The organism is Lonsdalea quercina (assembly GCF_900107885.1).
Taxonomy (GTDB): Bacteria; Pseudomonadota; Gammaproteobacteria; order Enterobacterales; family Enterobacteriaceae; genus Lonsdalea; species Lonsdalea quercina.
Genome location: NZ_FNQS01000003.1, coordinates 156,615 through 169,376 on the forward strand (window position 1 = coordinate 156,615; position 12,762 = coordinate 169,376).

Below are 12,762 nucleotides of genomic sequence, written 5' to 3' on the forward strand. Positions count from 1 at the left end.
ATGACACAATGACAAGAAGATTACGTTGGTTCACTTTTATACTATTTGGACTCTCTCCAATCACTCATGCGGACGTGCTCTCCGAGCAAGCCGCCCCGGCGGATACGGTTGCCGCCATCGATAATGTCGCGCCGCAGAGCATGTCCGAGCAGACGGAGGCTTCGGCCCCGCTGCGCGACATCCTGCTGCCGTTCAGTCGTCTGGCTCCCCCTCCGGGCAGCTTCCAACTGCAAGGGATGCGTCCCGACGGTCAGATAGAATTCGGCGTGCGCAGCGATGAGCTGGTCACCCGGGCCGTACTGCAACTGAGCTATCGACCGTCGCCCGCACTACTGCCCTCACAGTCGCACCTACAGGTATATCTCAACGACGCGCTGGTAGGCGTTGTGCCCATCACGGCCGAACAACTGGGTAAGAATAACCAGACCCAGCTGGCGCTGGACCCGCGTTTTATTACCGATTTCAACCGCGTCCGGCTGTCGCTGGTGGGCCATTACAGCAACCAGTGCGAAAACACCACCAACACGGCGATCTGGATGGCGGTAGGTCAGGACAGCGCGATGAAACTGACATTGCAAAAGCTGCCGCTCAAGAACGATCTCTCTCACTTTCCGGAGCCATTCTTCGACAGCCGCGACACTCAGCCGCTTCAGCTACCGGTGGTCTTCTCCGCCCGCCCTTCGACGACCGAACAGCGCGCCGCGGCCATATTGGCGTCCTGGTTCGGCGTCAAAGCCGATTGGCGCGGACAACGTTTCCCGGTGCTGTATAACCAGCTGCCGTCGCATCAGCACGCCGTCGTATTCGCCACCAACGCGCACCGCCCGGACTTCCTCAAAGATTATCCGCTGGTCGACAAACCCACCGTGGAGATCCTCAGCCAGCCGGACGATCCGTACAACAAAATGCTGCTGGTGCTGGGCCGGGACGACAGCGATCTAATCACCGCCGTTCAGGGGATCGCTCAGGGCGATGTCCTGCTGCGCGGCCAGTCCGCCACCATCGACAACGTCCGTCAGTTAGCGCCGCGTCTTCCTTACGACGCGCCGAACTGGGCGCATACCGACCGCCCGACCCATTTCTCCGAGCTACAGCAGTATGACGCGCAATTTCAGTCGGACGGGTTGCAGCCTTCGCCGATCTCCCTGCTGCTGAGACTGCCGCCGGATCTGTATCTGGTGCGCGAGCGCAGCATCGATATGAATGTGATGTACCGCTACACCTCGCCGCGCCAGAATGACGGCTCTCGCCTGGCCGTGAACCTGAACAATCAGTTTGTGCAGGACGTGCCGTTGACGACGAAAAACAGCAGCGGCCAGTGGCTACTGCACGTCCCGCTGATTCAGGGACAGCAGGACACCAATACGGCGGTGACGCTGCCCGCGCTGCGCCTTGGGGCGGCGAACCAGCTGCGTTTTGACTTCGACTACGCCGCCCACCAGATCGGCGGCATTCAGGAAGAGCGCTGCGAAACCGTGATGCCGGTCGCCAACCACGTAGTGATCGACGGCGACTCGACCGTCGACTTCTCCGGCTATCGCCACTATCTGGAAATGCCGTCGCTGCGCGCCTTCGCTAACGCCGGCTTCCCGTTCAGCCGCCATGCGGACCTGTCGCAGACGCTGCTGCTGGTGAACGCGCACCCGCAGCCGGCCCAAATCAGTACGCTGCTTAACGTGATGGGCAACATCGGCGCACAGACCGGCTTCCCGGCCCTCAACGTTCGCATTGCAGACGACTGGGAGCAGGCTGAAAACCAGGACGTGGATCTGCTGATGATCGGCGGACTGCCGGACAATCTGCGCGAAGGTCACGACGTGAATCTGCTGGTGGACGCCACCAAAAGCTGGGTGAAGAAGCCGCTGCGTCAAATGGCGTTGGATACGTCGGTCGCCGCCTCCGAGCGTAAGGCTGAAAGCCAGACCACCATCGTGTCCGAGGGACCGATGGCCGCTATCGTCAGTTTCCAGTCCCCTTACCACGATCAGCGCAGCGTCGTCGCGCTGCTGGCCGATACCCCGCGCGCCTACGCGCTGCTGAATGACGCGCTGAACGATACCGGCAAACGCGCCGCTATCTTCGGCGCCGTCTCCATTATTCGCGAGTCCGGCGTCAATAGCCTTCGCGTGGGCGATACCTGGTTCGTGGGCTACCTGCCGTGGTGGGAAAGCATCTGGAGCGCGATGTCGTCTCATCCCGTCTGGCTGGCCTCCCTCGCCATCTTCATGGTTATCCTGTTGGCATTGATAACTTGGCGACTCATGCGCCGTATCAGTCATCGTCGCCTCGACGACGAGGACGCCTCGCTGTGAAACGGCTGACCGTTTACTGCTGTGGTTTGCTGGCGCTGTGGTTCAGCAGCGTCACAACCGCAGAGTGCCGCTGGCCGCAGTGGGAGCAGTTCCGGCAGGCCTATATCAGCGCCGACGGTCAGGTCATCGATCCTAACGAGGGCGATCCCATCACCACCTCCGAAGGACAAAGCTACGCGCTGTTTTTCGCCCTGGCGGCGAATGACCGCGACAGCTTCGACCGCATACTGACCTGGACGGAAACCCATCTGGCGAACGGCGATCTGACGCTGCGCCTCCCCGGTTGGCTGTGGGGACGCGATGCCGCGACCGGTCGCGAGACGCTGTTGGACGATAACTCCGCGGCAGACGCCGACCTGTGGATCGCCTATTCGCTGTTACAGGCCGGAAAGCTGTGGCAAAGCCGCACTTATCAGGTCATGGGCACCCTGCTGCTCCAGCGCATCGCCCGGGAAGAAACGGCCGAGATCCCCGATCTTGGTCCGGTACTGCTGCCGGGCAAACATGGTTTTGCGTCCCAGACAAGCTGGACGGTGAATCCAAGCTATCTGCCGCCGCCGTTGCTGGCCAGCTTCGCCGAGCAATCCAGGCTCTGGTCTCGCCTGCATCGCACGACAATCAAGCTGTTGATCGATACCGCGCCGCGCGGATTCTCGCCGGATTGGATCGTCTGGACGTCGGGAGCGGGCTGGCATTTCGATGAGACCAAAGGCCCGATCGGCAGCTATAACGCCATTCGGGTCTATCTCTGGGCCGGAATGCTGGAGGATGGCGATCCGGACAAGACGCCGCTGTTGCAGGCGTTTATGCCGATGGTGCGCTATGTGGAAGCCCACGGCGCGCCGCCGGAACGCGTCAACGTCAGTTATGCCGCCGGCGATCCCCTCGGCAACGTCGGCTTTTCCGCCGCGCTGCTGCCGCTGCTCCAGCACTCACCCGCCCTGTCCGACCAACGCCAAAGAGCGTGGAATTCCCCTTTTAGCGAAAAGGCCTATTACCGCACCGTTCTGACCCTGTTCGGCACCGGTTGGGACAGCCACTTTTTCCGCTTTTCGCCACACGGCGATGTCATCCCCGCCTGGAAAGAAACATGCGTAACATCAAGATAAACTGGCTGCGATTCATGCTGCCTGCCCTCGCCGGACTCTCTGCCGCGCCCGCCGTATCCGCCGTCTCTGCGCCCGTTACGGATCACCAACGCGGCATTTTGCCCGTCAGCTGGCTGCTGCAACAGGTTCGGATGGGGGAAACCACCCACCAACTGGAGCTGGTGAAGCAGTCGCTCTATCGGCTGGAAAATATCGCGCCCGATAACCCGGACGTCCTCGCCGCCCTGTTGCGGCACGCGCTGATGCAGAGCGATAGAGACAAGGCACAGAGTTACATGGACCGGCTGAACGCCGAGGCGCCGAACTCCGCGGCCGCCCGTGAGTCCGCGGTCAGTATGATGCTGGCGACGGCAGAAGGCCGTCAGCAGTGGCAAGAGGCCCGACTGCTGGCGGCCTCGGGTCGGTTGGTGGAGGCGCGCGCGGCCTACGACGCGCTATTCAACGGCGTTTATCCCACCGTGGATACCGAGTATGAATACTGGCGGCTGGTCGCACGCATTCCCGGTCAGGAAGCGCTGGCCCTAAGACAGCTACAGGCTATTGATCGACAATACCCCGGCAATGTCAGCGTACGGATGCAGATTGCCCGGATGCTGTTTACGCGGGACGATGTGCCGCAAGCCGTCGCCACGATTCGGACGTTGGCCGGCGATGCCCGTGGGCGCGATGACGCCGCCGAGCTGTGGCTTAAGTACATTAAAGCCGATCCGATTACCGACGACAGCGTGGCGCAGTTGCGCGACTACCTGACAACGTTCACTTCCGGCGATGGATACGAAAACGGGCGGCAGGAGCTGGATCATCAGCTGAAGCTACTGGCCGACCCGGTGTTTCAACAGCGGGCCGCCAGCCTGACCCGCATCGCGCGAGGTGAAGGCGCCACGGCCATCCCCGCGCTACAGAAGGCGCTGCGCGCTAATCCTAACGATGCCGAAGTGCTGGGGGCGATGGGACAGGCGCTGGCGCGCAGCAATCAGCGCGCCGCCGCGGTCCGCTATTTTGAGCAGGCTATCCAGGCCGACAGCATGAGCCTTAAGGTCGCCAAATGGCGAAGCCTGCTGCAATCCACTCGCTACTGGCTGGCTCTTGATGGCGGAGACAGCGCGCTCGCCGCGCGGGATCTTGACACCGCCGAGCGACAGTACCGGCAGGCGCGTTCACTGGATGACGGCGATAGCGATGCGGTGATCGGGCTTGGCGACGTAGCGCTGGCTCGCCATCATCCCAGCGCGGCGGAACAGCTATACCGTCAGGCGTTACAGATGGACAGCAACGCTACGGCGGCGCGGCGGCTGGTGACGCTCTACCAGCAGGAATCGCCGCAGAAGGCGATGGCGTTTATCGAAAACGGACTCACGCCCGCGCAGAAACACGCCCTGCTCGCCACCCTCAACGCGCTGCGCAGCGACACGCTGCGGGCCGACGCCGACCGACTGGCCGCTCAGTCCCGCTGGACGCTGGCGGTCGAGAAGTACCGCGAGGCGATGGGCTTCGCGCCGAATGATGTCTGGCTGCACTACCGCCTGGCCACCGCGCTGCGCGCCGCCGGACAGCCGCAGGAAGCCGACCGTGAAATGGAGGCGATGTCGCGCCAGCAACCGCACGACGCCACCCGTCTTTACGCCTACAGTCTCTATCTGTCCGGCAGCGATCGGGCACATCGCGCGTTAGCGCTGCTGAACAGCGTGCCGGAAGCTCGTCGTGAGCAGAGCCTGCAGGATTTGATGAACCGCCTGCAACAGGAAGAGATTTATACCCGCGCCTATGCGCTGCACGCCGCCGGACTGGATGCGCAGGCGCACAGCCTGTTGTCCACGCTGCCCGACACGCCGCGCCGCGACATCGTGCAGGCCGACTGGGCGCTGGAGCAAGGAGAGGCGAATACGGCGCTAACCGGGTATCAGCACGTACTGACGCAAGACCGGTTCAATAGCGACGCGCGCATCGGTCAGGCAGAAGCGCTCGCCGCTCTGGGCCGTGGACAGGAAGCGCAGGCGACGCTGAACGCGTTGTCGGCGAGTCCCGTCGCCCCCTCGCTGGATCAAGGCAGGCGTACCGCCAATCTGTGGTGGCGACTGGGTGAACCACAGCGGGCCGAATTACTGTATACGCAGTTGAAGCGCCGCGCCGCGCAGACGCCGCCCTCCCCGGACGGCGCGCGGGTTTACCGTGACGCCGCCAGTCTCGCCCGCCAACAAGGGCATCCCGACGAGGCGCTGGAGGACTATCGTCAGGCCATGGTCGACAGCGGCATCACCTCGGCCCCGCCGAGCGATAACGCCGCCCTCACCGCCTTGACTCGCCTGCGCCCGCAAGACAGCTGGCTACAGCGCTCGGTGCGTGCCGACGCCGCCTCGCTCTATCGCCAGCAGGACAGCACGCTGTCGATGGCGCAGGATTATTCGCGCAACAAGGGGACCGGCGGTCAGTCCGACTTCACCGCGCATACCACCATGCTGCAAGGGGAAACGCCGGTTGCCGACGGGCGGGGATTCCTGCGCGTAGACCACGTCGCCGTCTCCGCAGGGCAATTCAGCACCGCCAACGGCACGCATACCAGCCTGTTCGGCACCTGCGCGGACTCCGGATGCAGCCGCGATCTGACGCAGCGCGCGGAAGGTGTAGCGCTGGGCGCAGGCTGGCGCAATCAGGACTGGACTGCGGATGTGGGAACGACGCCGATTGGTTTTCGCGTTCTGAACTGGGTCGGCGGTATCAGCCGTAAAACCGACGTCCACAATGTGGGCGTGACGCTTACCGCTTCCCGCCGTCCTATCTCCAGCTCGCTGCTGGCGTTCGCCGGCGCGCGGAACCCAGGCGTCGGCAACAGCAACACCTGGGGCGGCGTCGTGGCGACGGGAGGCTCGATCGGTCTGAGCTACGATCACGGCGGCGATCAGGGTCTGTGGGGAGACATCAGCGCGCATCGCATCGACGGTAAAAATGTCGCCGAAAATCAGCGACAACGCTTGATGGGGGGATACTACTATAAGCTGATCAACGAAGATCATCGCCGCGTGACGGTCGGTTTCAACAGTATGTTTTGGCGTTACCAGAAAGATCTCAGCGGTTACACCTACGGGCAGGGCGGCTATTACAGTCCACAGCGCTATTTGTCGCTCGGCGTGCCGGTTACGTATCGGCAGCGCTTGGATAACTGGTCGTTGGATTTGGGCGGCTCAGTATCATGGTCTCGTTCTAAAACCACCGGTCAGCGGCGCTATCCGATCTACCCCGGATTTTTCAGCGATCAGGCCTCGGCCAACGGCAGCAGTCAGGGGATCGGCTACACCTTGCAGGCACAAGTGGAGCGACGCCTGACGGATCATTGGATGCTGGGCCTCGGCGTCGATATTCAGAAAGCCAAGGATTATACGCCCAGCCATGTACTTCTCTACTTGCGCTATTCGAACGCGGGCTGGCAAGGCGATATGGCTATGCCGATTCAGCCGATGACGCCTTACGCGGATTTCAAATAGCCTCTTTTTCGGCGCGGTCTCCGCGCTGGCGTTGCCCCTCTCCGACCTGCCGTTTGGCAGGTCATTCCTCCCTATAGGCCTCAACAACTTTTTCCCGCAGCGTGACAGCGGGTGCTACACTTGTCGCATGAAGATTTCTGCGTTATTGCGTCTGGTATAGAACCGCTTCCCGCTGTTCCCCCGCCCTTTTCAACCCAGCAATCATGTTCTGAATCACCTGTAGAATGGAGGCATCCTTGGTCGTGTATAGTCGCATTCAGGCTCGTAAATACAGCGCAGGGCTCCTTGCCGCCGCCATTTTTCCCCTGCTCCTCGGCATCATATTCAGCTATATCATCGCCCGACAGGACGTGAGGCGCGATCTGGAAGCGACGACACAGGTGATTCTGCATCAGGCGGAGACGATTAACAGCATGGCCTGGAATCAGGTGGCCAAGCTGGCGCCTTTGGAGGGGAAGTCGTGTGATTCGGTACTCAACGATCTGATAAGGCAAGGCACGCTCTCCGCCTATTTCCGCTCGCTGGGGCTGCTGCGCGGGCAGGATATGTACTGCTCCTCCGTCTCCGGCGATCGGGTCGTCCCGCTGACGCAGATCATCCAGTATCCGTTACCGGCGGTACAGCCCGAAATGTGGAGCATATCGGTGCCGCGTACGCATGGCGTGGCCTCCCGCCCCGCCATCATTTTTACCCGACAATTTTCGCCGACCTACGGCGCATTTGTGGTGGTCGACGGTCAATATCTGCTCGACTTCATGAGCGCCATCAATAACGCCCGCCCCTATTATCTCGCCGTCCAGTTCAACGGCGGTTTTCGTGTCGAGGAAGGCGACAAGAGTCAAACCCCGCATTGGTTTATCTCGCCGTTGTTTCACGAACGCGCGTCCAAGCGGTATCCGATCGTCGTCAGCGCCGAGGTCCAGCCGGAAGAGATCCAGCAAGACTGGGTCAATGATTTCCTGACGTTCCTACCCCTATCGCTGTTTCTGTCGCTGACCTTCATCTACATCGTGCGATCCTGGAAAAAGCGCAAGATGTCGCTGCGCGATGAGCTGCGCAAAGGGATGCAATCCAATGAATTTTCGGTGCACTACCAGCCGTTGTACGACATAAAAACCGAGCGTTGTATCGGCGCTGAAGCGCTGCTGCGCTGGTTTAGACCGGGTGGCCGTACCATCAGTCCCGACATTTTCATTCCCTCCGCCGAGAACGAGGGGCTGATTATTCCGCTGACGCATCACCTGTTTAAACTGCTGGTCGCCGACGTGAGCCAGTGGAAATTGCCACAGGATTTTCGGCTGGGGATCAACGTCGCCGCGGCGCACATTCATCATCCTAACTTCGTTAGCGATATCAGACAGTTGGCGAAAACGCTGCGGTCCCAACGCGTTCAGCTTACGCTGGAACTCACGGAGCGCAGTCTGATCAGCGATATGCAAGACGTGGTGGCGAAGCTGACGCAGCTTCGGAGCGAGGGCATTTTAATCGCGGTGGACGATTTCGGGACGGGCCACTGCTCCCTGTCCTACCTGCAAATGTTTCCGCTGGACTATCTTAAGATAGACAAAGGCTTCATCGGCACAATCGAATCCGCGAACCGGGATACGCCGGTGCTGGATGCCATTATTAATCTCAGCCACCGTCTGGCGCTCAGAATGGTGGCCGAAGGAGTCAACTCCGCCTATGAATACGACTACCTCAAACGGTGCGGCGTGCAACTGATGCAGGGATATCTTTATGCTCGCCCGATGAGCAGCGAAGCGCTAATGGCGTGGTTGAAAGAGCAAGGCCAGCAAAAATTCGTCCCCGCACCGAAGACCGAGACGGCGTAACCGCGCTCATAACGCGATGCCCGCGCCGCCATCCGCTTTCTTCTGCTACAGGAAACAGCCCCGTCCTTCCGTCTGCATCACCTGTCCCGCATCATCCTCCCCGCGCAACACCCAGCTGTTGAACTGCGCCATTACCGCGCAGGCGTGATTGGGAAAGACCCGTATCAGGCTGCCCAAACGCGGCGGCTGCCCCTGATGCGGGACAAAACCGTGCTCTTCGGAGAGTTTCTCCACCTTATAGGCCAACGGCAGGTGTTCGCTAATGGCAATCCCCCAATGACCCGCGCCCGTGCCATGAGGCCCGCGATCGGACGTCAGCGCTTTTGAACCGGCATCGATAATCGCATAGCGGTCGTTGATGGCCACCACCCGCGCCACGACGCTCATCGCCAGATCGTCCGGTTGGCACAGTCCGAGTCGAATCGCCGTTAAATCGAGCAGCGCGTAGTTGCCCGGTCGAACCTCATCCGTCCCGGGTGAGATCGGCGCACCCAGCGCCGTCGGCGTCGCCCCGGTGGAGAGCGCGCAGCGGCTGACCGCACCCTGTTGCAGAATACGTGTCTGTAGCAGACGCAGCCGCGTCGCTTCGTCTTTCGCGATGGTCTGGATCTCGGTGATGTCCGACGCGCCGTAGGCATGACCGGCATGGGACACCAAGCCGCCGAACCGCAGCTCGGGACAGCGTGCGATATGCCCCGCCAGCGTGACGCCGTCTTCGCTATGCGCATTGACGCCCACCCGCCCCAACCCCACATCGACCTTCACAAACACCGTGACGGGATCGTGACCTTGTTCCCGCACCGCGCGAGCGATAGCTTCTACCCCCAGCGGTTCGGCAACGATGAAAGACACCTGCGCCCGGCGATAGGCCGCCACGACCAGCAGCTCGCGAATGCTCTCGGGGATAATCACCGGATAAGCCAGCAACACATCTTCAATGCCGCCTTCGATAAAGGCGACGCCTTCGCTCGGTTTGGATACCGTGATCCCCACGGCGCCCGCCGCGATCTGCCGACGCGCGATCACGACGCTCTTGTGCGTTTTAACATGGGGTCGCAGGCTCACGCCCGCCTCATCCGCTTTCAACTGCATCTGCCGCAGATTCCGCTGCAGACGCCGATCGTCGATCTCGATATAAGGCGTCAACCTATCGTCGCGGTAGGGCCGCAGGTAATCCGATCCCCGATTCTGGCGCATGGCAACACTCCTGATAATGAAGAGAAAAATGACGAAGCGGGTCAACACCCCGTTCGACAGGTCGCGAAACCGCCCGGTTTGGCGTCGGCGACAGAGACGTTCCGCTAGTCATACCTCCTCCGTCGATGGGGGGAAAGTAAAACTGAGGTCATCGGCGGTAGGTGATGACCGGATGAACGCATCCGCGACGAAATCGACGCCGGGAAATAGAGATAATTCTGTTTATGGTGAGAAAGCGTAGTATTTCGTTGAGAATGAAAATAGCTTCACCTACTCTGAGCCTCAGAAATAGCCCCGACCCACGGAGTTTCACAGTCACTACTATGAATAAAAAACTGAGTTATATACAGTACTTGCGTGGTATTGCCGCCGTCATGGTTATTTTCGCGCACGCCACCACGGCTATCTATGATGGCGGTATTCAGAATGGATACCGACTCGAAGATCTCGGCACGTTGGGCGTCTATATCTTTTTCATCATCAGCGGTTTTATCATGATGAAGGCGACCTATAAAAAGACCTGGTCGCCGCAAGAAGCGAAAACATTTTTGATCCACAGATTTAATCGGGTGATTCCCCCCTATTGGTTCTGGACCACCGCGTTGCTGGCGCTGTGGTTTGCCGGGCTGGCGTTAAAGAGTCATCACTTTGATATGGGCAAAATCCTCAGCTCTTACCTGCTGTTGCCGCGCATCGGCGAGGACGGGCGTATTAACCCGATCTTGTCTCAGGGGTGGACGCTGATTTACGAAATGTTTTTTTATTGCCTGTTTGCGGTGTGTATTTTCTTCGGTAGGAAAAACCGTATATTGCTGACCCTTTCGTGCTGTTTCCTGCTGTCCTTTCTCATCGGGAAATGGCTCCCGGCGGATACGGGCGCGAGCATAGTATTGACCAATCCTATTCTGCTGTATTTTCTGGCGGGAATGGTTATTTTCTTTGTATCCGAGCGATTGACCGTGAAAAACGGTTTCTTATTATCCGCGATAGTTCTGGTCCTTTACCTGATTTGCCGTCTATTCCAACCCACCTGGCTGCCCGTTATTTTTTATATCAGCCCGATTTTCGTTGTCCTGTTTTCTGCCTGTTCTTTGGAAGGATGGACCTCCCGCGCGTTAATGCTGATCGGCGATGCGTCTTATTCCATTTATCTGGCGCACGGGTTCGTTACCATGACGCTGTCGATGCTGATGAAAAAGCTGGCCGTGAGCGACATCAATCAAACGGCGGTGATTATTCTGACCACGCTGGTTTCGTTAGTCTTCGGGATTGTTGCCTACCGGGTGGTGGAAAAACCGCTGACCGCGCTTATTCCCAGCAAGCGCATCGTCAAGGCGTAGTGAACCTGGGTGACAAAGTTCGGAAATAGCATTATTACGTCAGAGGCGGTTTCATGGCTGCCTCTGACGCCTCACGACAAAACGCTTACAGCCAGCCCTTCGTTCTGAATTCCCGCATCAGCTTGGTAAAGGCGTGCATTTCTTCCGGCGTTCCCATGGAAATGCGACACCAGTCAGTGGCGGGCGGAAAAGCCCGGCCAATCAAGACGCCGTGTTCTTTCATGCGCTTCTGATACCCCTCCAGCGGCACCTTGATACGGTGGAACAGGAAGTTGGCTTCGGACGGCAGATACGCCAGATCCAGGGATTTCAGCGTATCGATCAGAATCTGACGTGACGTATCAATGGTTTTCTTGCTGTAGTTGATGAAAGCCTTGTCATCAAGCGAAGCGCTGGCAGCCGCAATCGCGCAATAGTTCAGCGACTCGGACGTGTTGTAGTTCGCCATCTTCGTCAGAAGAGCGGGATTGCCGATCGCATAGCCCGCGCGCATCCCAGCCATCGCGAAGATCTTCGAAAAGGTCTTCAGCAGGATAATGTTGTCATACCCTTCACGGATCAGCCCATCCACCGACCGGAATTGGCGATCGTTTACGAACTCGGCGTAGGCTTCATCCACCAGGAACAGCGTGTCCTTCGGCTTACTTTTGATCCACGGCTCGATCAGATCCGCAGGCGTGATAGTGGCGGTCGGATTATTAGGATTAACGATGTAAACGAGGGTCGGACCGCCGTAGGACGCCACCGCTTTTTTCATCCCCTCGATATCAAACTTCCAGCCCGGCAACATGGGCAGCCGAACGATATTCATCCCCATGACCTTGGCGTACTTGGGGCCGCCCTCGTAGGTCAGCTCGGGGATGACCAACTGGGTTTTCTCCGTGCCCAGGGCCTCGAAGCTGGACCGAATCCCCTCGCAGGAGCCTTGCAGCATCAGCACCTTGCTTTTATCCACGCCGTGCAGCCCGGCGATTTTTTCCCGCAACTGCCCCTCTTCCTTGTAGGGATAGCGGTTGGCTTTGGCGATAGCCAGCCGGGCCGCCTCTTGCCCCTTAGGCGACATCCCCAGCGGGTTTTCGTTGTAGTTGATGCGAATCACCGACTCCGTGGTGCCGCTGTCACTTTTGCTGCTGGCAATAGCGGAAGCCAGCGCCGATTTGTTCAACCCTGCCAGCGCCAAACCGCCGAGTAACGCCCCTGAATATTTAAACATCTCGCGGCGTTTTTGATTGATATGGGTGATGTCGCTCATAGGCCTGTGGTCCCTTAGGTGAATATACACAACTTTACACAAGCAAAGGTTATACCAACCGTACACTGGATAGCGTCATGCCGAATCGGCCAAAGCCTGGTTTGCGGCTGGCAAGGTGAACCGGCGCCTGAAACTGGTATTACGCCGTTCGGTCAGGTGTCATCGACGCGCGCCCTGCAAGGTCTTCCCGCGGTATCATCTCACCTAATCAAGGCGGTTAAAAAACAACCACATGCACCTT

At 59.5% G+C, this 12,762-nt stretch carries 7 protein-coding genes; 5 read left to right on the forward strand and 2 right to left on the reverse strand.

The annotated features are described in order from the left end of the window. The first annotated feature begins 8 nt into the window (after window positions 1-8). The 4 genes from bcsB to BLU64_RS05995 all read left to right on the forward strand — a co-directional run bounded on the left by bcsB (window position 9) and on the right by BLU64_RS05995 (window position 8,732). Window positions 9-2,312 (forward strand): cellulose biosynthesis cyclic di-GMP-binding regulatory protein BcsB, encoded by a 2,304-nt coding sequence (gene bcsB / locus BLU64_RS05980; protein ID WP_026741483.1) that lies wholly within the window; start codon window positions 9-11, stop codon window positions 2,310-2,312. Beyond that, on the forward strand, window positions 2,309-3,421 hold the full coding sequence (gene bcsZ, locus BLU64_RS05985; protein WP_026741482.1) for a cellulose synthase complex periplasmic endoglucanase BcsZ: 1,113 nt from the start codon (window positions 2,309-2,311) through the stop codon (window positions 3,419-3,421). The genes bcsB and bcsZ overlap by 4 nt, the downstream gene beginning before the upstream one ends. Then, window positions 3,403-6,900 (forward strand): cellulose synthase complex outer membrane protein BcsC, encoded by a 3,498-nt coding sequence (gene bcsC / locus BLU64_RS05990; protein WP_026741481.1) that lies wholly within the window; start codon window positions 3,403-3,405, stop codon window positions 6,898-6,900. Before bcsZ ends, bcsC begins: the two co-directional genes overlap by 19 nt. 242 nt (window positions 6,901-7,142) lie before the next feature. After that, window positions 7,143-8,732: an EAL domain-containing protein gene (locus tag BLU64_RS05995; RefSeq protein ID WP_244888412.1), complete on the forward strand. Its 1,590-nt coding sequence runs from the start codon at window positions 7,143-7,145 to the stop codon at window positions 8,730-8,732. 45 nt (window positions 8,733-8,777) lie between these two features. Here BLU64_RS05995 and BLU64_RS06000 read toward each other — a convergent pair whose 3' ends face one another. Continuing rightward, window positions 8,778-9,929: an alanine racemase gene (locus BLU64_RS06000; RefSeq protein WP_026741479.1), complete on the reverse strand. Its 1,152-nt coding sequence runs from the start codon at window positions 9,927-9,929 to the stop codon at window positions 8,778-8,780. A gap of 323 nt (window positions 9,930-10,252) precedes the next feature. Between BLU64_RS06000 and BLU64_RS06005 the strand changes: the two genes are divergently transcribed. Continuing rightward, window positions 10,253-11,269 carry an acyltransferase family protein gene (locus tag BLU64_RS06005; RefSeq protein ID WP_074728114.1) on the forward strand — a complete coding sequence of 339 codons (1,017 nt, stop codon included), beginning with the start codon at window positions 10,253-10,255 and terminating at the stop codon, window positions 11,267-11,269. A gap of 85 nt (window positions 11,270-11,354) precedes the next feature. Here BLU64_RS06005 and BLU64_RS06010 read toward each other — a convergent pair whose 3' ends face one another. After that, window positions 11,355-12,521 carry a pyridoxal phosphate-dependent aminotransferase gene (locus tag BLU64_RS06010; RefSeq protein ID WP_026741477.1) on the reverse strand — a complete coding sequence of 389 codons (1,167 nt, stop codon included), beginning with the start codon at window positions 12,519-12,521 and terminating at the stop codon, window positions 11,355-11,357. Window positions 12,522-12,762 lie beyond the last annotated feature (241 nt).

Bases quoted from the DNA above. Each gene is read 5' to 3' on its own strand.
- BLU64_RS06005 (WP_074728114.1), top strand. From the start codon at position 10,253: ATGAATAAAAAACTGAGTTATATACAGTACTTGCGTGGTATTGCCGCC.
- BLU64_RS06010 (WP_026741477.1), bottom strand. From the start codon at position 12,521: ATGAGCGACATCACCCATATCAATCAAAAACGCCGCGAGATGTTTAAA.
- bcsB (WP_026741483.1), top strand. From the start codon at position 9: ATGACAAGAAGATTACGTTGGTTCACTTTTATACTATTTGGACTCTCT.
- BLU64_RS06000 (WP_026741479.1), bottom strand. From the start codon at position 9,929: ATGCGCCAGAATCGGGGATCGGATTACCTGCGGCCCTACCGCGACGAT.
- bcsC (WP_026741481.1), top strand. From the start codon at position 3,403: ATGCGTAACATCAAGATAAACTGGCTGCGATTCATGCTGCCTGCCCTC.